The sequence below is a fragment of the Qingrenia yutianensis genome (assembly GCF_014385105.1).
GTDB lineage: Bacteria > Bacillota > Clostridia > UMGS1810 > UMGS1810 > Qingrenia > Qingrenia yutianensis.
In genome coordinates this window covers 16,340-36,771 of the sequence record NZ_JACRTE010000011.1, presented here as the reverse complement: position 1 = coordinate 36,771, position 20,432 = coordinate 16,340, and the positions used below count along the sequence as shown (strand labels likewise).

16 protein-coding genes are annotated in these 20,432 nt (G+C 42.3%); 12 read left to right on the top strand and 4 right to left on the bottom strand.

Annotation, left to right across the window (positions count from 1 at the left end):
* Positions 1 to 69: 69 nt before the first annotated feature.
* A complete protein-coding gene (locus H8706_RS08815) occupies positions 70 to 4,050 on the bottom strand; it encodes a S8 family serine peptidase (RefSeq protein ID WP_262432331.1) in 3,981 nt (1,326 codons plus the stop codon).
* A gap of 375 nt (positions 4,051 to 4,425) precedes the next feature.
* Between H8706_RS08815 and H8706_RS08810 the strand changes: the two genes are divergently transcribed.
* The 12 genes from H8706_RS08810 (at position 4,426) to H8706_RS08755 (ending at position 18,331) form a co-directional block, all read left to right on the top strand.
* Entirely contained in the window at positions 4,426 to 5,160 is a 735-nt protein-coding gene (locus tag H8706_RS08810) for a hypothetical protein (protein WP_262432330.1), read from the top strand.
* A 15-nt stretch (positions 5,161 to 5,175) separates the two neighbouring features.
* On the top strand, positions 5,176 to 6,813 hold the full coding sequence (locus H8706_RS08805; protein ID WP_262432329.1) for a leucine-rich repeat protein: 1,638 nt from the start codon (positions 5,176 to 5,178) through the stop codon (positions 6,811 to 6,813).
* A 12-nt stretch (positions 6,814 to 6,825) separates the two neighbouring features.
* Complete coding sequence (locus tag H8706_RS08800; protein ID WP_262432328.1) at positions 6,826 to 9,255, top strand: leucine-rich repeat protein; 2,430 nt, start codon at positions 6,826 to 6,828, stop codon at positions 9,253 to 9,255.
* Positions 9,256 to 9,314: 59 nt separating this feature from the next.
* On the top strand, positions 9,315 to 10,445 hold the full coding sequence (locus H8706_RS08795) for an S-layer homology domain-containing protein (RefSeq protein ID WP_262432327.1): 1,131 nt from the start codon (positions 9,315 to 9,317) through the stop codon (positions 10,443 to 10,445).
* 91 nt (positions 10,446 to 10,536) lie between these two features.
* Complete coding sequence (locus H8706_RS08790; RefSeq protein WP_262432326.1) at positions 10,537 to 11,154, top strand: TetR/AcrR family transcriptional regulator; 618 nt, start codon at positions 10,537 to 10,539, stop codon at positions 11,152 to 11,154.
* Positions 11,155 to 11,234: 80 nt separating this feature from the next.
* Positions 11,235 to 13,022, top strand: coding sequence for an ABC transporter ATP-binding protein (locus H8706_RS08785; protein ID WP_262432325.1), 1,788 nt, complete (start codon positions 11,235 to 11,237; stop codon positions 13,020 to 13,022).
* Entirely contained in the window at positions 13,015 to 14,745 is a 1,731-nt protein-coding gene (locus tag H8706_RS08780) for an ABC transporter ATP-binding protein (RefSeq protein WP_262432324.1), read from the top strand. The genes H8706_RS08785 and H8706_RS08780 overlap by 8 nt, the downstream gene beginning before the upstream one ends.
* Positions 14,745 to 15,350: a class I SAM-dependent methyltransferase gene (locus H8706_RS08775; RefSeq protein WP_262432323.1), complete on the top strand. Its 606-nt coding sequence runs from the start codon at positions 14,745 to 14,747 to the stop codon at positions 15,348 to 15,350. Before H8706_RS08780 ends, H8706_RS08775 begins: the two co-directional genes overlap by 1 nt.
* Before the next feature lie 8 nt (positions 15,351 to 15,358).
* A complete protein-coding gene (locus H8706_RS08770; protein ID WP_262432322.1) occupies positions 15,359 to 16,222 on the top strand; it encodes an MBL fold metallo-hydrolase in 864 nt (287 codons plus the stop codon).
* 26 nt (positions 16,223 to 16,248) lie between these two features.
* Positions 16,249 to 16,863 (top strand): class I SAM-dependent methyltransferase, encoded by a 615-nt coding sequence (locus H8706_RS08765; protein WP_262432321.1) that lies wholly within the window; start codon positions 16,249 to 16,251, stop codon positions 16,861 to 16,863.
* Entirely contained in the window at positions 16,860 to 17,702 is an 843-nt protein-coding gene (locus H8706_RS08760) for a class I SAM-dependent methyltransferase (RefSeq protein WP_262432320.1), read from the top strand. Before H8706_RS08765 ends, H8706_RS08760 begins: the two co-directional genes overlap by 4 nt.
* On the top strand, positions 17,699 to 18,331 hold the full coding sequence (locus H8706_RS08755; RefSeq protein ID WP_262432319.1) for an L-2-amino-thiazoline-4-carboxylic acid hydrolase: 633 nt from the start codon (positions 17,699 to 17,701) through the stop codon (positions 18,329 to 18,331). Before H8706_RS08760 ends, H8706_RS08755 begins: the two co-directional genes overlap by 4 nt.
* Positions 18,332 to 18,379: 48 nt before the next feature.
* On the opposite strand, the gene H8706_RS08750 is transcribed toward H8706_RS08755, so the two are convergent.
* The 3 genes from H8706_RS08750 to H8706_RS08740 all read right to left on the bottom strand — a co-directional run bounded on the left by H8706_RS08750 (position 18,380) and on the right by H8706_RS08740 (position 20,348).
* On the bottom strand, positions 18,380 to 18,877 hold the full coding sequence (locus H8706_RS08750) for a DUF1273 domain-containing protein (RefSeq protein WP_262432318.1): 498 nt from the start codon (positions 18,875 to 18,877) through the stop codon (positions 18,380 to 18,382).
* Between the two features lie 42 nt (positions 18,878 to 18,919).
* Entirely contained in the window at positions 18,920 to 19,114 is a 195-nt protein-coding gene (locus tag H8706_RS08745) for a hypothetical protein (RefSeq protein ID WP_262432317.1), read from the bottom strand.
* 136 nt (positions 19,115 to 19,250) lie between these two features.
* Entirely contained in the window at positions 19,251 to 20,348 is a 1,098-nt protein-coding gene (locus tag H8706_RS08740) for a tyrosine-type recombinase/integrase (RefSeq protein ID WP_262432316.1), read from the bottom strand.
* Positions 20,349 to 20,432: the final 84 nt, after the last annotated feature.

The following is a 20,432-nucleotide window of genomic DNA, read 5'->3' as shown; positions in this document are numbered from 1 at the left end:
TTAGCTCAAAAAGTTCATAGTAATAAAAACAAGCTTTTCAATATCTATTGTATAAAAGTTATATATTGTTTACATTACTTTCAATATAATAATTAAATCTTCTATGTCAATCAAGCCGTTACCATCTAAATCGCAATGTTTAAAATCGTTCCAATCAATAGATTTTTCACCCATTCGATAAAATTTTTGGCAATATGTAATATCAAGAAGATCAACTACTCCGTCGGCGTTTACATCACAGCTTGACTTTTTAGTGACATTTGTATTTGCGCTTTCGGCGGTAATCTTAGTTGTAAAGTAAACTGCTTTTCCGTTTTTATCATATCCTGCTGCCGAAACATCAACAAGCCTTATTCCGACCGTCATATCGTTAAGAATTTCTTTGAATTGAACCTCAGCTGCATCGAAAAGCTCATTTTTGGTTAAGCTTCCGCCCGCACCGTTTTGCAGATAGGACAGTGCTATTGTTGCGGTGTTATCATTATTCCACTTAATTCCAAGGGGAGTAAAACCGTTCTTACCGATTAGGCTTTCAAATTGCAAAGCATCATCTTTTTGAAATGTAAATGATACGGTAGCCACCTTTTTAATATTTCCAAGCTGAAATCTAAAAGGAATTATATTCCCTGTAAGAGTATTTTTCTTTACGCTAACCGCCGCTGCGATCGGAAGTGTTTCAGCTTGCTTTTCATTGACGGTAATATCACAGCTTGCTTTTATTCCGTTTACTGTTTGAGCTGTAATCACCGCATTTCCTGTCTTTTTTGCCGTGACTTTTCCGCTTGCTGATATTTGTGCAACATCGGTGTCGGATATGCTCCAAGTGACAGTTTTGTTTGATGCATTTTGGGGCATAATCTCAGCGTTCAGCATTGCACTTTCGCCCTCGGTTAAAACAAGTGCGGACTTGTCAAGTGTTACCGATTGCGGATATATCACCTCGGCTGCGGAAAGCGAATAATAATCAGAAATATAAGTATTTCCGGCATAATCAATCAGTGCAATTTTCGCCTGTGTCAGTCCTTTAAATCCGGAGGTAGATAAATCAAAAGTGATTTCCGATGTTGCATCTGACGATACGGCATCGGGTTCTATCCATTTGGTAATCGGCTCATTTCCCGTTGCGGTTGCACACACTCCTTGAATAAAGTGATTGTCATGGACGGTTACAATCCACTTTGTCCCCTCAATACGGCTTGAAATTACCTCCGGCGGCACACTGTCAATCACAATCGGAAAAGCTTTTGTTTCTTCGTGTTGTCCAAGTGTTGCCGTTATTTTATAAACATAATTTCCATCATCGAGAGGAGTGTTCCATACATCAAACGGCGCCCAGCCCTTTGCTGCCATTGGTGTGTAATAGCCTTCGGAGGAATGATAGCTTTTTGAAACCTTTGTCGAGCTTTCGCTGTAAACGGTATTCCCCTCGGAATCGTCTACCGAAAATGTCAGTTTATCGGCATTTCTGAGGAGTGAAACGGCGGCGGTCACATTTTTGCCGGTTTCGCTGCCCTTTATCGCAATTTTATTTGCGTTATATTCTGTCGCTCCGTCGACATAGTAATTATGACCGAGAATATATCCGCCGCCATCACTGTTTCTGAACTGTCCGATTTGTGTTTCGCAGATTGAAGCAGGTTCATCATCATAAATATCCGAGTCAAATATGTTAAGTGCTTGCCAATCTCCGAAAAAGCCCATAAACGGATAAGAAAGTGATACTTCGTCATTTTGTATCGGAGTCAGCGTCACAAATCCCTCAAGATAAATTCCGTTTGGAAATTGGGACTTGAGATTTGTCTTTCCCTTTTCCGTTAATTCGATTTTGACATTCACCGGAGTTTCGCCGCTTGGAGTAACTGTGATTTTTTTCGGGATTGTTACTGAAACCTCATTGTTTGAAAGCTTCCTTGCCTTTTGCGCCATATAAACGACACCGTTTTCCGAAACCGTATCTTCCGTCAAAACGGTTATTGTTGGCTCATATTGAACCGTATCATCGCCAATAGATACTGCTTTGAAATCAAAGCTGAAATTTCCGCTTTCATTATATCCTATTTCGGCTTTCGGTCTTGAATTATCCGAATTTAAAAGAAAAACATCTGATTTCACCGCATTTTGCAGCTGAACCAGACCCGCACCTTGTTTTCTCGGTGAATACGGAATACCGTTTTCGTCCTGAACGGGAACTGCCGTACTCATCATCAGCGCATTAAAAAGACTCGTTCTTTGCTCGGCTGTCATATTTATTCCGTCACGATTTTCCGAAATGTATTGCTGCATAACCGCTGCCGCACCCGACATATGCGGCGATGCCATTGATGTACCGCTCATATTCCCGTAAAGTCCGTTCGGAAGCGTTGAGTAAATATCTCCGCCGGGGGCAGTGATTTCGGGTTTCAATTTTAAGTCGGAAGTAACACCCCAAGAAGAAAAATCACTCATTTTTCCGCTGTAATTATCTTTGAATGTGTCAACATAATCTTCGCTTACTGAAAGTTTTTTATCGGGCTGTCCGCAAAGATATTCACCGTCGGCTTTGGTGATAAATACGCAAGGTATTTTGTTATCGGTGGACATATTTATAAGCGCACCGTCAACATTATCATAAATGATGGCGGCAATCGCACCGACATTTTTTGCATTGCTTTCCTTTTGAGCAAATGTCAGAACTTCCCCGTTTTCCTCACCGGCACGCTGAATCAGAGCAATTTTTCCTTTGAGGTTTTTGCCCGAAAAATCTGTTGCAGCACCGATGCCGCAATCGACATATTCAAATGTGCCGGAAAGAGATATAAGCCGGTCGCTTTCTTTTTCTGCCGGATCATTATAACGAATTTTTCTGCCGTTTGCAAGCAGATAGATTGATGTCGTTTCGATATTGTTCATACTCGCAATCGAAAGAGCGGCTTCATAGGTTGATGGTGAGGCGACCACACCGTTATCGGGTTCTGTCGCTTTCGGCAAATCGTTTCCGGCTGCATTCTCATATGTTGAGCTGTATTCGTTTCCGGCTGCACAGTATAAAGCTATTCCTGAATTTTTTACACGATTATAAACTTCACGCATAGATTTATATGCACTTTCGGAAAAGCCTGCCGTTGAGCCAAGGCTCATATTAATGGCATCCACGCCGAATTTGACCGAATCGTCAAGCGCTGCCAATATATCGTCATCATATGCGCCGCCGGACGAATCGCCGAACACCTTCATAATAAACAGCTGTGCGTCCGGTGCGACACCCTCGACCACACCGCCGCTGTTTGCACCGACAATTCCAGCAACGTGTGTTCCGTGCGATTCACCACCGGAAACATTGGTGTCAACATCGGCATAATCATATGCGTATGGGATTTTATCGTTGATATAGACCTTTGAAACATTCAACTTTCCAATCGTCATTTTATTGTTATTTATAACGCTTTCAATATCCTCTTTGGAATATTTCGGACTGTTCACCGATGAAAATGCCGGGTGCGATAAGTCAAGTCCGGTATCGAGAATTGCTACGGCACTGTTTTTGCCCGTAAAACCCAAATCACCGGCAATATCGCCGCCTATCGCGGATACTCCGCCGCTTGAATAGGTATTTATCGGTTCAGGCAAAGAGTAAAATTCTGCAGCAAAAGCTTCTTTTACACCGTCGGTTTGTTTGATAGCTTCCAAGTCCGCAATATTCGCTTCAACAGCCAAACCGTTCATAATTGTAGAATACTCACGCTTAACGGTAAAATCCATACCGCTTTGAACAAGGCTTTTTTTGACAGACTTGCGATTCTGCTCAAGCCTTTGCTCTATCTCTTTTGCTTCTTTTGATGAAAGAAAATCCGAAACATTAGAATATGTATTGATTTTTTCACTGTAAGAAAGCAAAGGCGAGTCCTCAAGTTCAATAATAATACGAGTGTCTTTATTCTCATCACTTTTGCTGATACAATCTGACGGCGAAACAAAAATGTCATTAGTTTCGGCAAATACAGCTGAATTTGAAATTATAAGAAACGCCGAAATAAATGCTGAAATCGTGCGTTTGAAAAATTTATTATTCATTTTATTTTCTTAAAACCCTTTCGTAAATAATTTGGCGTTATTTGTGGTTAGTGACGACTAACTATAAATAATATACCACAAATGTTTTGATTTGTAAAGTATCTACAAAAATTTTTTTCAGTATTGACAAATTAAATTTGTTGTGATACACTTTATTTTGTTAATTATGGTGTGACGACCGAACAAAAGAGCCAAGAACCGGGCTCTTTTAAAAAACACTGCGGTTAGTTTGTGCTAACTGCAAATAAGGAGTGATGTTAGGGTATATTTATTTTTTTTTGCAGTTAAGTTAGTTAAGACTAACCTAATTATCAACTAAAGCAGTGAGGTGATCAAGTGAACTTACGCAAAAAAATAATCGGAGCAATTGTAACTGTGTTGATTGTAATAACAAACATTGCTGTCTTTGCACAAACAGAGAAAAAACCGCAAACCGCATTAGCGGTTGAGCCAAAACGCACCGAAGCAGGGCTGGAGTATAATTTGTACTTAGAAAACACGAACTGTTTAAGTACGCTTTTCTTTGAGATGAATTTTGACGGTAAAAATGCCGGAAAAGCAATTCTTGAAAAAAATGAATGCTTTGACATATTGCATACAACTTGGAATACCGACAACAAGATTTCTGTAAAAGGATACCTCGGAAGAACCGGGAATAAAATGGGATTTTCGTCAAACGAAAGAATTAGGGTTGCGAAAATCGTCATTCCGATTGATGTTTCCTCAACCGGGGAGTTTATTGCGGATATATCAAATATGATATGTGCCGGAATTACCGAAACAGACGGTACTGCAGCAAAAGGAGAAGTAAAAGTTTCCGAAACAAGTATAAAATATGCGGTAAATGAGTGCAGCGTTTTAGATTTCAGTCAAGGTGCGGTTGATATTCTTTCTTCCAAAGCTCAAAATGTCGATGTGATTTTTGCGGCATATGACGAAAACGGCAAATTGGTAAGCACTCACAAAGAAAATGTTACATTACAGCAAGGCAAAAATAAACTTGATGTCAGCGGAATTGATTTCACTAATTCCGAGTCTATATCAGTTATGGTATGGGATAGTATGACATCAATGCGTCCGCTTACAGATAAAACAACAATAAATAAATAGAATGGAGATTATGCGATGAAAAATTTATTCAAAAAAACAATGATAACGATGTGTTCGGCAGTGATGCTGATGGGAATCGGCGCGGTCAGCGCCAATGCTGCCACCACAACGGTCGGAGATTTTACGGTTGACCGCTCAAAATCCGGCTACTCCTCGCCGTATGTGGTAAGCATTTCGGCATATAACGGCAAAGGCGGCGAAATCACTTTGCCGACAACCGCAGAAATCAACGGAACGGAATATCAGATAACCTCAGTCGGCAATGCATTTGAGGGAAACGAAAGTATTACCGGCGTCACGATTCCGGACGGATATACGGAAATAGGACTCAGTGCGTTCAAGGATTGTACGGGACTGCAAAGCGTTGAAATCCCCGGATCGGTGGATATGATTTCATCAAGCGCATTTTCCGGCTGCACAATGCTTAATACCGTAAATTTTGACAATGATACGGCAGCGTCGCTTACAATCAATTTAGGTGCATTTGCAAATTGTACCGCACTCACCTCCATTGAGCTTCCGGCAAGACTCAGCTCGACAAGATACAATTTTCTGTACGGCTGCGACGCATTGACCTCAATCACAATGAAAGACGGTGCGCAAAAGTTTGCTGCTGTTGATAATGTACTTTATAATGTCAGCAGTGATGAGGCGGTAATGGTTGTATATCCCGGCGGAAAAACGGAAACGGAATACACCATTCCGACAGAAGTGAACGGAAAAGCCGTAACTTCCACTGCAATGCACCTTTTCAGAAACAACCCTGTTTTGAAAAAAGTTACCGTTCCGGCAAGCATTACAAGCTTGGGCGGCTACACATTTAACGGAATGAAAGCCATTGAGGAAATCGTCCTTGAGCATGAAACGGCTCCGTCAATCGGCTCGGAAATTTGCACCGAGATGAACCCCGGCAGCAAGGTCATTGTGAAAAATGAAGAAGTGGCAAAAGCTTTTGAATCCACATCCGCATATACAAAATATTATACACCCGAAAACACAACCATCACCGTTGCGGGGCAAACTCCCGAAGTCAAGACGGTTTCGGCAAGCCTTTCTGTTTCGGCAGAGCCGGAGATAAAGGACGGAAAAGCGGTTTACGGCATTTATCTTGATAACGCCGAAAATGTCAATACGGTTCTTTTAAAGGTGTCATTCGATGCGGCACAGGTTAGTGAGGGTACGGTTACGGTTGCAAACGACAAATTCACAAGCAGAACATCAAACTGGACAGAAGAAAACGGAAAACTTATCTTAAAGGCATATGTCGGAATTACCGGAAATGTTTCGGGATTTTCTTCATCAGAAAAAACAAAGCTTGCAGAAATTGCCGTTCCCTTAAAAGCCGATGCAGAGGGAAATATCACTGCACAAATAACCGATGCGAAAGCGGCAGGCGTTGTCGGTGAAGATGAGTCGGCAATGAACGGTACAGTCACAATCGGCACATCATCGGCAAGTGTATTTGTTCCGAGTTATGATGTAAATAGTGACGGTACGGTCGACATTATTGATATTACCGAGGCGCAAAGATACTATCAGGCAGCGTCGTCGGACGAAACTTGGGCAAAAGCAAAAGCAATGGATGTAAACGGCGATAACAAGGTTGACATTCAAGACTACATAGACATATTCAATCATTTAAGCGATTTCTAAAAAGGAGCATATATGAAGAACAAAATTTTTAACAGATTATCTTCTCTTGTAGTGATTGTGGCTATGCTGATGGGATTTACCGTCAGCGTATCCGCCGGCAATGACGGACTGATCGGCGCAAATATTAAAGACGGTCAGCTCCTCGGTTATTTCGGAGACGGCGGAGATATAAAAATTCCCGATACCGTCACCATCATTGCGGGAGAGGCGTTTTTGAATAACGATAATATCACAAGCGTAACGATTCCCGGCAGCGTACAGGTAATCGGCTACCACGCATTTGACGGCTGCACCGAGCTGGAACGGGTCATATTTGAAGATCCCACAGACGGAGCGGATCTTATTATCCGACTGGATGCATTTGCAAATTGTCCGAAACTTACCGAATGTGAAATTCCCGCTGTGGCAAGTTATGTAACGGCAAATGTATTCAAAGGCTGCGATAGTATGGAAAAAATAACGGTACATCCGCAAAATCCATATTATTTCACGGACGACAACGGCGTTATGTTCGGACCGTGGGTCAATGAGGGTGAGCCGCAGTATGACGATCCGAATCTGACATTGACGGCTTATCCGAGCGGCAGAGAGGGATCATACAGTATCCCGGAAAGTGTTCGAGGAAGAACAGTCAACCGCATTTGGGCAGGGTCATTCAAAAATGCCGAAAAGCTGACGGATATAGAGATTTCCGAAACCGTAAAAATCATCGGCGGCAACGCTTTTGAGCATTCGGGATTAACCGATGTAACAGTACCCGATACGGTGGAGTCGCTTGGTTCCGGGGCTTTTGAAGATTGCGCAAAGCTTACGCATATTCAGTTGCCGAAAAATCTGACAAGCATACCGCACAGCATTTTCAAAGGCTGCACAAGTCTTTCGTCAATCGAGTTTCCGCAAGCGGCAACCAACATTGAAATGTACGCATTTGCCGATTGCAAATCGCTTACAAATTTAATTCTTCCGGACGGTCTTGTAAACATTACACTGGCAGCGTTTGAGGGCTGCACCAATCTGCAAAGAGTGGTAATTCCGGCAAGTGTTACGGGATTTCCGAATGATGATACGCTCGGAGCCTATGATATGTTCCCCGACAGCCCGAAAAGTCTTGTTGTATATGTGGAAAAAGGCTCGAACGGAGAGCGTTGGGCGGTAAATAATGTTGCCGACTGGGGCTATCAATACGAAATTCTTGATAGTGTATCCAATCTTGACGGTGTTGATTTCGGAAGCTTTTACCTAATCAATCTCGACAAAAAAGTCAGGGTTGAGGGAAAGTTTTCGATCAATTCGCAGCTTGTTGTGAACGAGATAAATTCGGGCGACGAATATGACGCATTTCAGGCAAAATCGGAAAACGGAATTTTGAAAGTATATGAAGTATCCGTAAGCACGGATACCGAAAACGATACCTATACTGTAAGCATCGGGCTCCCGGACGGTTACTCCAAAAATGCAAAGCTGTATTGTTATGAAAACGGTGAGGCGGTGGAAATTTCATCATCGCAAGTAAGCAAGACCTTTACCGTACAGACGGGCAGTTTGGGATATTTTGCAGTAATTGATTCTTCAATATCCGGCGGTGAAGATCACGAAGTAACGAAAGTAACGCTGAACAAAACGTCTGCAGCTATGAAAAAAGGCGACAAACTACAATTATCGGCAACAGTACTGCCGCAAACGGCAACGAATAAATCAATTCGTTGGGAAAGCTCAGACAACACGGTTGCGACCGTTGACAGCAAGGGCGTTGTAACCGCCGTTTCGGCAGGCAGTGCAATAATTACGGCAACGGCAGTGAACGGCGTAAATGCTGCTTGCACAATTTCCGTTACGGATTCCGAAATACCTAAACCGGCAGAGGAAAAAATCGAAACCAAAGTATCGCTTAAAGCGGATAAAGCGGTTTCCGAAAAAGGAAAATCGTATTTTACGCTTGCACTTTCCGAATCGTCAAGGATTGCAAATATTCAAATTACTTTTGAAACATCAACCAATGATGTAACAGTCAGCGGAAGTAACGGATTTACCGTCATCGGCGGCACAGAGGGCGGCAAAGTGATTTTGGGTTATCTCAATGCAAACGGCGAACTGTTTTCGTCGGCTCAGTCCGCAGATATTGCAAAAATCACGGTCAACGCCGAAAATGCAACGCTGAAAATCACCGATGTCAAGGTATCGGGTTGGGACGCCGATAAAACCGTAAAATACGGCAAAGTGAACGGAATCGACCCATCCGAGGCAACCTTTACGGATGCACTTTCCTATGACGTCAATCAAGACGGAACGGTTGATCTTTTGGATATTACCAAAGCACAGCTTTACTATCGTGCAGATAAGAACAGTTCAAACTGGAATGATGCATCAAAATGCGATTTCAACGATGACGGCAGAATCGACATCGAGGATTATATGGCAATTTGGCTGAACTTTACAAAATAATGACGCATGATACAGGGCTGTATTCTACTACAGCCCTGTCATTTAAGTAGGAGGATATTATGAACAGAATAACAAAAAAGCTGTTTTCGGCTGCTGTGATCGTTTGTTTGAGTATTTCGTCTGTTGCTGCCTATGCGGCACAAATCACGCCCTCAAGTGCAAGCATTACACTTGGTAAAAACGACAGAGAAATTTCGTTTGATATTTATTTGGAAACTGACAGTGCCTATGCAGGGGCGGAATTTGGGATCAAACCGTCACAAAGCGATGTGGAATTTACATCACTTATTTTATCGGATGAATTGCAGAATGAGTCAAAGGTACAGACTATAAAAGACGGATGCCTGTATTTCGGATTTTTTTCAAACACCAACAAATACAGCGCCGAAAAAAAGAAAATAGCAACATTAAACTATACCTACAGCGGCAGCGGAACGAGAACGATTGCTTTGGTTGATTCAAAAATTGTCACCGTTGACGAAACCAACAAGACAAGCGGCGACACCTCATCAAACCCGTTTACCGTTTCGATAACCCGACAAGGAACATCCGGCGGCAGTAGCGGTGGTTCTTCAAGCGGCGGCAGCGTAAGAAAACCGGACGTCACGTTACCGGACACTTCACAAACTTATTCGGATCGGAAATTTACCGATATTAACGGTCATTGGGCGGAAAACGATATTTACAGCGGCGTAAAGAATGGCTTGTTCACAGGCATATCGGATACGATTTTCGATCCCGACGGAACTGTTACAAGAGCAATGGCGGTTACCGTACTCGGAAGATTTTCAAAAGATGAAATTGTGGCTTCCAATACGGAATTTACCGATGTGACGACAGAAAAATACTATGCAAACTATGTTTCATGGGGTGCGGAAAACGGTGTTGTAAAAGGTATTTCCGAAACAGAATTTGCCCCCGAAAGTGCAGTTACCCGTGAACAGATTTCGGCAATGATTGTACGGTATCTGAATTACAAAGAGATCCCCTTACCGACCGGCAGCGAGAAAATAAAAGAACATAGCGATTATGAGCAAATTTCGGATTACGCAAAAGAAGATATGGCAATCTGCTATGAAATGGGACTGATAAAAGGACACGACAGCGGACTTATCGAGCCAAACGGAAATTTAACCCGTGCGCAGCTTGCTTCGATTATGGCAAGACTTTCAAATTATTCGGAAAAATAAAATTAAAATTTAATAAAACTATTGACAAAACGATATAACACTGTTATAATAAATGTAACAGTGTTATATTTTATTTTGCGGAGGGTTGAAAATGAATAAAAACGAAAATAATACGCTTGATGATATTCTTTCGGCCGCAAAAGCCGAATTTTCCGAAAAAGGCTTTCGATCGGCATCACTGCGTAGAATTGTAAAAAATGCAGGTGTGACAACAGGCGCATTTTACGGCTATTTTAAGAGCAAAGAGGAATTGTTTGACGCACTTGTCGGCGAGCAATACGACACGCTTATGGGTATGTTTTGCGAAACGCAAAGCGCTTTTACAAAGCTCTCGCCGCAGGAACAGGCGAAGCAAATGGGCGAGCTTTCCGGCGAGGGAATGATAAAAATGATGGATTATTGCTATGCCAATAAAGATGAATTCAAGCTTATTCTCTGCTCCTCCGACGGCACAAAATATGAAAATATAATTCACGATATGGCGGAAATTGAGGTCGATGCCACGCATAAGTTTGCAAAAACAATGGAACAACTCGGCTATCCGAAATACAATGTTGACAAAACGCTTGAACATATATTGGCAAGCGGATTGTTTTCGGCATTTTTTGAAGTGATTATTCACGATATTCCGCATGAGAATGCGGCAGAATATCTTGAGGAGCTCAAAGCGTTCTATACTGCCGGCTGGAAAAAAATTATGGGATTTTAATCCCTATATTTTTTGAATATATGTTAGGTTAAACTAACTATAAGGCAACGTAAAACAAATCAATGCAAGGAGGAATTGTTTTGAAAAAACAATCAAATTTATCACGGCTTTTATCTTATGCCGGCGGACACAAGTATTTTACTTATGTTTCGTGGATTTTATCTGCCGTAAGCGCACTGACTGCACTTGTGCCCTTTTGGTACATTTGGAAAATTATCAACGAGGTATTGAAAGCCTCGCCGAATTTCGGCAGTGCGCAAAATCTTACGCATTACGGCATAATGGCAATGGCTTATGCGATTATATCGTATTTAATCTATATCGGCGCACTGCTCTGCTCGCACCTTGCGGCATTTCGCATTGCGGCAAATATGCGTATTGACATAACCGAGCATATCGCAAAACTGCCTATCGGCTTTACCGACAGCTTCGGCAGCGGAAAGCTGCGCAAAATCATAAACGACTCCACTGCGGCGACCGAAACCTATCTTGCACATCAGCTGCCGGATAAATATGCGGCAATGGCGACACCTGTCGGACTGCTTGCACTGCTTTTGGTTTTCGATTGGCGGCTCGGACTTTTGAGCCTTGTGCCTGTTGCCGTTGGGTTTGCGGTTATGTCCGCAATGACGGGAAAACGAATGGAAGAAAAAATGAGGCAGTACGGCAATGCGCTTGCGGCAATGTCTAATGAGGCGGTTGAATATGTGCGAGGTATTCCTGTTGTGAAAACATTCGGACAGTCGGTATTTTCTTTCAAAAAATTCAAAGCTACGATTGACGAATACAAGAAGTGGGTTCTTGCCTACACAAAGGATATGCGGCTGCCGATGATGCTCTACACTGCGGCAATAAACGGTGTGTTTGCGTTTTTAATACTCGGTGCGTTTTGGTTTACAAACGGCACTGTTACAAGCGAATTTTTCGTAAACCTCTTGTTCTACATAATCATAACGCCTGTTATATCGGTCACGCTCACAAAAATTATGTATATGAGCGAGGAGGGTATGGTTATCGGCGACGCTATCGAAAGAATTGACAGTGTGCTTAATGCCGAGCCTATGAGCGTCGGAAACAATCCGCAAAATCCGAAAGATGCGTCTGTTGAGCTGGAAAATGTTCATTTCAGCTATGACGGCAAAAAAGAAGTTGTTTCAGGTATATCACTGAAAATAAAGGGCGGACAAACAGTTGCTTTTGTCGGTCCGTCCGGCGGCGGAAAATCAACGCTTGCAAGCCTTATTTCAAGATTTTTTGATGTAAATTCGGGAAGTATCAAAATAGGCGGTGTTGATGTTCGTGATATTCCCAAGGACGAACTTATGAACACGGTTTCATTTGTGTTCCAAAACAGCAAGCTCATCAAAGCGTCCATTCTCGATAATGTTAAAATGGGCAAATCCAATGCCACGGATGAAGAAGTTTTAAATGCGCTTAGGGCTGCGCAGTGTATGGATATTATCGAAAAATTCCCCGATGGCGTCAATACAGTTATCGGAAGTCGGGGAGTTTATCTTTCCGGCGGTGAAATGCAGAGAATTGCCATTGCCCGTGCAGTGCTGAAAAACGCTCCGATTATAATTTTGGACGAGGCGACCGCCTTTGCGGATCCCGATAATGAGGTAAAGGTGCAGACGGCTTTTGCAAAGCTTTCCGAGGGTAAAACGGTTATTATGATTGCACACAGGCTTTCAACCGTTCGGAATGCGGATTGCATTTATGTAATTTCGGACGGAAAGATTGCGGAATACGGAAACAGAGCGGAACTCATAGAAAAGAAAGGTATGTTCTATAAAATGCAAAATGACTATCAATCATCCGTTAGCTGGAAAGTATCAAACGAAACGGAGGAATCGAGAAATGATTAAGCTTATACAAAAAGCCACGGCATCGTCAAAAGACGGTGCGGTAGGGTTAATAAAAGGCATTATCGCCTGCGCCTTTCAGAATATGGCATTTATGCTGCCGACAGGATTTTTATATTATTTGGTCAAGGATTTACTCGGCGGCGATATGGGCGGAAAAGCAGTTTTTTACACAGTCGGCTGCGTTATATGCTTTGCGCTTATATTAATTACAACTTGGTTTCAGTATAACAATACATTTTTTACGACATACGAGGAAAGCGGAAAACGTAGATTAAGCTTAGCCGAAAGGCTCAGAAAGCTACCTCTTTCGTTTTTCGGCAAAAAAGACCTTGCCGACCTCACAAGTACGATTATGGCGGACTGCGAAGTTTTAGAAAAAGACTGCTCGCACTACATACCGGCGCTGTTCGGCTCGGTGATTTCCACGATAGTCATTGCACTCGGTTTGTTTGCGTTTGACAAGGCAATGGCACTTGCGGCACTGTGGGTAATTCCCGTGTCGGTGCTGATTATCGTGCTGAGTTACAAGGTTCAGGACAGAGCACAGCAAAGGAATATGTCGGTCAAAATGGCTTGTGCTGACGGAATACAGGAATACATAGAAACATTGCGTGACCTCAAAGCAAACAATGCGGAAAGCAGTTATCTTAAAGGTTTAAAAAGTAAAATCCGTTCCGTTGAAAAAGGCGCTTTCAAAACGGAAATAACCACTGCCGTTTTCGTAACCTCTGCCGGAATGGTGTTAAAATTCGGCATCGCAACCGTTGCACTTGTCGGTGCGTCACGGCTTGTCAGCGGAAAAATAGATGTTTTAACGCTGTTTATGTTTTTGCTCGTTGCCTCCCGTCTTTATGACCCTATGCAGGCATCACTTCAAAACCTTGCGGCGGTGATTGCAATGCGGACAAATGTTGCACGAATGAACGAAATCTTAGACCACGAAATTCAGCAGGGCGGCGACACTCTCACAAACAAAGGGTGCGACATTACATTCGACCATGTGGGCTTTGCCTATAAGAGCGGCGAAACGGTGCTTAGTGATGTGTCGTTCACCGCAAAACAGGGCGAGGTTACGGCGCTTGTCGGTCCGTCCGGCGGCGGAAAGACAACAGTATCACGGCTTGCGGTCAGATTTTGGGATAACCAAAAGGGCAAAATTACTGTCGGCGGTATGGATATTTCAAAAATCGATCCCGAAAAGCTGATGACGCTTTATTCTATCGTTTTTCAAGATGTAACGCTTTTTAATAACACCATTATGGAAAATATCCGACTCGGCAGAAAAGGCGCAACCGATGAGGAGGTTTTGGCGGCGGCACACCTTGCGAATTGTGATGAATTTGCCGAAAAGCTCCCCGATAAATGGAATACTGATATCGGCGAAAACGGCTGCGAATTGTCGGGCGGCGAAAGACAGCGGATTTCAATCGCCAGAGCATTTTTGAAAGACGCACCGATTATACTTTTGGACGAGGCAACGGCAAGTCTTGACGTAGAAAACGAAACCGCTATACAGACGGCTCTTTCAAGACTTATCAGGAATAAAACGGTTCTTGTCATTGCGCACAGAATGAGAACAGTTGCCGGAGCCGATAAAATAGTTGTATTATCGGACGGTGTTGTTGCCGAGCAAGGCACACCGGAGAAACTTTTAAATAAAAACGGAATATTTAAGAGAATGGCTGATTTACAGCTTCAAGGACAGAATTGGACGGTGAGATAATGTCATTTTTTGAAAACACTCGTAAACCTGTGGGATTCGGCGGGAAAGTTATGACCGCAATGATGAATATAGGGCACAAACCTGTGGCACATTGGGGACTTCAATTTTTGAAAGTTTCGTCAAATGCCAAGATATTGGACTGTGGCTGCGGCGGTGGAGCGAACATCAAAAAGCTTCTTAAGAAATATCCGCATAGCATTGTAAATGGTATTGACTATTCTATTGTCAGTGTGGAAAAATCCAAAAAAGTCAATAATGAGGCTGTTGCAGAAGGACGCTGCACAGTTATGAAAGGTAATGTGATGAATATGCCGTATTCGGCGACTTGTTTCGATGCTGTTACGGCTTTTGAAACCATCTATTTTTGGCAGGATTTGCCGAAATGCTTTTGTGAGATCTATCGGGTACTGAAACCCGGCGGAACATTTCTAATATGTAATGAGGTTAGCGGTGATGAGGCTAAAGATGAGAAATGGACAAAAATCATTGAGGGAATGACCATATATAAAGATACAGAATTGAAAATATATCTCGGACAGGCAACGTTTCGCAATATTCAGATTCGGAAAAAGAATAATTGGCTGTGCGTTACGGCGGAAAAGTGAGGGATATTATGTCAAAAAAAGCAACGGAATTTCAGCGTGTGGCAATGAGCCGGATTTACCGCGGAAAAGAAATATTTAAGCCGCTTAACACCGGGTGGATTGACGAAAATGTCGCTTGCGTAAGAGAGTGGGTTGCAAATATATTTTTCTATCGCAAGGGTGAAACAACAATTATGATTGACGCAGGCTACAACTATGACAGGCTTGCGGAGAAAATGGGCTGGCTTGGGATTGACGCAAAATCAATACGGCATATTCTTATAACGCATCAGGACACCGACCACGTTGGGGCGGTTGAGGCAGACGGCTTGGGATTGTTCAAAAAGGCAAAACTTTATATCGGAGAAATCGAAAATCGTTATCTTACGGGCGAGGTTCGCCGAAGGGTTATGCACCGCCTATATAAGTTGCCGCAGGTGACGATAAATAACAAAAAGCAACTGTTAAAGGACGGCGAAACCTTTAAAATAGGCGATATTAAAATCCACGCATTTCTTGTTCCGGGTCATACATGGGGACATATGGTATATTTGATTGATGATAAGTATCTGTTTACCGGAGATACGATTTGGTTTGGTTCAGACGGCGGTTACAGCTTTATTTCAGCGCTTGCGGAAAGCAATAAGCTGGCGGTGAGATCGCTCGGGATTCTTGAGCAAAAAATGAAGAAAATGTGTGTCAAGCCGCTGTTTATTACGGGACATACAGGTTTTACCGACAACTTTGAATTTGCATTTGCACATAAGGAAAAGCTGTGTTCACCGTTTAAAAAGAAAGTTCATGATCCGTCGGCACCGTACGATGCCTATGATGAGTCTGATGATACGGAGGAAAATGCAAAAAACGGATTTTTAAAGGCAGCAGGGAAATAAGAGGACTGAAATAACGGAGGTAAGCTATGTTTTGGGATAATGTTGCGTGTGTATATGACGTTTTTGCAAATGTTATCAACCGAAAAACAAATGAGGAGCTTTGCTCTGTGGTGAAAAATCTGATTCTGCCCGAATATGAGGTTTTGGAATGTGCCTGCGGCACCGGATTACTCACAAAAGAAACAGCACAGCGGTGCAAAAGCCTTGTTGCAACGGATTTTTCCGAAAAAATGTTGGAGCGAGCAAAGAAAAAGTGCCGTAAATATGCCAACGTACATTTTGAAAAAGCAGACATCATGCACCTTGATTATCCCGATCATAGTTTTGATGCAGTAGTTGCTGCAAATGTGATTCACTTGCTGGACGAACCGTACAAGGCTCTGCACGAGCTTGAACGGGTATGCCGCCCGGGCGGAAAAATCATTATTCCGACATATATGAACCGTACTGAAAACGGCAAGATCAATGGTGCTTCAAAGGCAATCGAAAAAGCCGGAGCTGACTTTAAGAGAAAATTCACTCCGGAGACATACAGAGATTTTTTTGCTGCTGCGGGATATGCAGAAGCAAGCTATACTTTATGTGAAGGACGGATTCCTTGTGCGGTGGCGGTGTTGATAAAAAAAGGAGCGTTACTATGAAATATAAAATTGAAAAGAACACTGTACAGGAAACGCTTATTATTCCGCTTTATGCACGGAAAATGTGTTCCGAACTGTATCCCACATTGTATTATGATGAAACAGCGTCCGAACTGATTGATAAAATTGATTATGACTTTTCGGATGTTGCGGAAAAATCAAAGAGCCTTATGCAAAGATTTGGATTTTTGGAGGTTGCGATGCGTCAAAACGACCTTGCGTGGGAGGTTCGGGATTATTTGAGTACGCACCCGAACGCGGCGGTTGTAAACTTAGGCTGTGGACTTGATAACACAGGACGCCTTTGCGATAACGGAAAATGCAAAATCTACAACCTTGATTTTCCCGATGTTATAGCTGTGCGAAACCAACTACTTCCTGCCGGCGAGCGTGAAATAAACATTGCTACCGACTTGAATGATTTAAGTTGGCTTGAAAAAATCGACGCATCGGACGGTATTGTGCTTTTTGCGGCAGGTGTGTTTTACTACTTTCGCACCGAACAGGTTAAAAAGCTTGTTCAGGCTATGTCGAATGTGTTTGGCGGCGGCAGAATGGTGTTTGACGCCGCCGGGAAAACTGCTGTAAAGATGATTGGAAAGACCTGGCTTAAGGAATCAAAGATAAAAGACGTCGGCGCTTACTTTTCCGTTTCGGACGCAAAGAAAGAGCTTTCCTTATGGATCAGAGATATGAGCATTTCAAGCAGAGGGTATATGCTCGGTTACGGCGACCTTAAAAATGCGCCTGTCGGCAGATTTTTTAAGTTTTTAGCAAGCGTAGGCGATAATATTATGAAAATGCAGATTGTGCGTCTTGATTTCGGAGGTGCAAAATGAAATATATAGGAATACCGCTTGGAATGTGGGTGCTGTTTGAAAAATCGTTCAGAAAAAATCTTGTTTCCGAATTCGGATATAATAAAATCACAGCCAAACAAATATCGAAAAACGCAAAAAGCAGATACAAAAGCATTATCCGTAATCTGCCCGAATTTGAAAAGGGAGATCAGTTTAAAACAAACATTGTCGGCTGTGCAATGCTGGGTGCTTTTGTACTCTCTATGCCCAAAAGACCGAGCGTTGACGAACTTACCGAATACTATTCAAAAGCGATGATGACAAGGTTTATGAGGTGGCTCTGCCGCCAAAGCGGAAAGAAAAAATTCACCGCCAAAGACATTGCAGAAATGAAAAAAACTGCCGAATTAAAAGCTGCCGACCGCAACCCGTACTCGTGGAATATGGATTTTTATGAATATTCGGACGGCAGCGGCTATGAGGGGCGATTTACAAAGTGCGGAATTTGCGTGCTGATGAAAGAGCTTGGACTGTTCGATTTGACGCCTGCAATGTGCCGCTTGGATTATACGATGAGCGAGGCAGGCGGAGCCACGAATTTTGTGCGCCGATATACCATTGCGTCCGGCGGCTCGTATTGCGATTGCGGCTATAAAAAGAAGATTTAACGGTTGTTCGTAAATCGAATTTAAAAGGAACTGTAAATAATGCCGTTTTTATTGCATTGTTGTATCTAAAACATTAACAACTTTAACATCCTTGCGATCGGCATAATCTATTGTGTTCTTTGTCCCACTTGGCTGACCGTTCCAAACGGCAATTACAAGGCTTGAACGGTCAACCATCCATTCATTGCGTTTTTGATAGCAAGTTCTATAATAGTGATCGCTGATTATGGTTACATAATCGGCATTTTTTAATATGCGGTTATACCGCCGTTCTTCAAAGAATCCACGCCGTTTCTCAAAGTCGGGGTGCGGTATGGCACAGATGAGGCGCAGAGCGTCATTCCGCTTTTTCTTTTCAAGCACAATTTCAGCCGCCCATATATCCGTACCTTTTGCCATACCCGTTATAAAAGTTACATATCCGTCCGCTATTGCATTGTCAATAGCCTTTTCCAAAAGATGTTTTACCTCATTTTCGGAAAGGCTTAATTTTTCCGGGCGATGTCCCGTAAAGCAGCACCTGTGTAATCGTTTTTCATTTTCCATAATAAATATTCCTTCTTCCGTTGAAAATTCAATGCAATTAAACTATTTTTCAAATTCTTTATTTAATATCTCATACAACTTTTCGGGGCTTTGTATAAGTTCGCTGCTATGATAGTATGAATGTTCTACATCATCCCAGTAAAAAATCATATAACCGTGTTTAAGCCGAATAATCTCAATGTCGGGATTATTACGAATATCATTTTTGAAATACGATAAAACCTCGCTATATTCCACAGAAAACTCCTTTCTCCGTCAAATGTTTAATTACAGCGATTTTTGGACAAAATAAAAAATCGCAAAACTGATAGTTATACGACTTATCCTTTATAGTATTCAATTTTACAAGCCTTTTATGAATTATGACGGCTTATTAAGACGGATTATACATTTTTCCGAGCCGATCCATTTCCTTTGCTTTATGCTCCGGCAGAGAGTGAGCATAGATATTCAGCGTGACGGTCGGAGAAGCGTGTCCGAGTATATCCGAAAGCGTCTTTATATCCATTCCGATTTCCAAAGCTCTTGTAGCAAAAGTATGCCGGATTGTATGGAATTTAACATCACGGACACCGATTTCCTTTAATATTGCCTTGTATCTCCGAGCGTAGACAGTCGGCTCAATGGATTTTCCCTTGCGGTTAATTAAAAACCCGCCTCCGTGTTCAATCGCTTTGAGCTTTGCGGTTAAAAACTTCGGAAGTGGTATATCACGCACAGATGTATCGCTTTTCGGTAGGGCAATCACGATTTCTGTTTTCTTTTTTTCTTTGTCGGACTTTGCTCTGTAAAGCGTTTGCTGTATAGATATAACACCTCTTTTTAAGTCAACATTTTTCCATTCCAATGCACATAATTCTCCGATTCTGATACCTGTGTAAAGGCAAATCAAAATCCCTATATCATTAGGATTATCCGAGCTTTCAATGTATTTTTCTATTGCTTTCTGCTCGTTTTTACCAAACACGACAACCTCTTTATTTTTCTGTTTCGGCAGCTTTATACGCTTGCAAACGGTAGGCATTAAGCCGCTATCGGCGGCAGTATCCAAACCGAGCTTTAACACGGTATATATCAGCTTGACTGTTGACGGCTCCCATTTTGCAACAAGACCGTTTACAAAGCCCTGCACCGTGAGTTTTGTAACTTCGCACAGCCGCATATTTCCAAGCTCCGTGTTAATATGATTTTCAACGAGCGAGGAATACACCGTATATGATGATTTTTTTATGTGCTTCTGCGTTGACAGCCATTTTTCAAACCAATCCTTTACAAGCATTTCCGAGGGAGGTTTGTTATACCGTTCTTTTACCTTTGCTTTGGCAATTAAAAGTTTTTCCTTTGCTTCTTTGTAGGTCTTTCCGTAGACATATCCGATAATGCCTTTACCCTGCAAATCGTAGTCCTTAATATATCGACCCTCATATCTGCCGTCTTTTCTTTTGTAAATATTTTCACCCTTGCGAGCCATAGAAAATCACTCCTTTGACATTAAATTTTTGACGGATAATTCTTATAAATTTTCCTCAAAAACTTGTTTTTTTACGCCAATTAT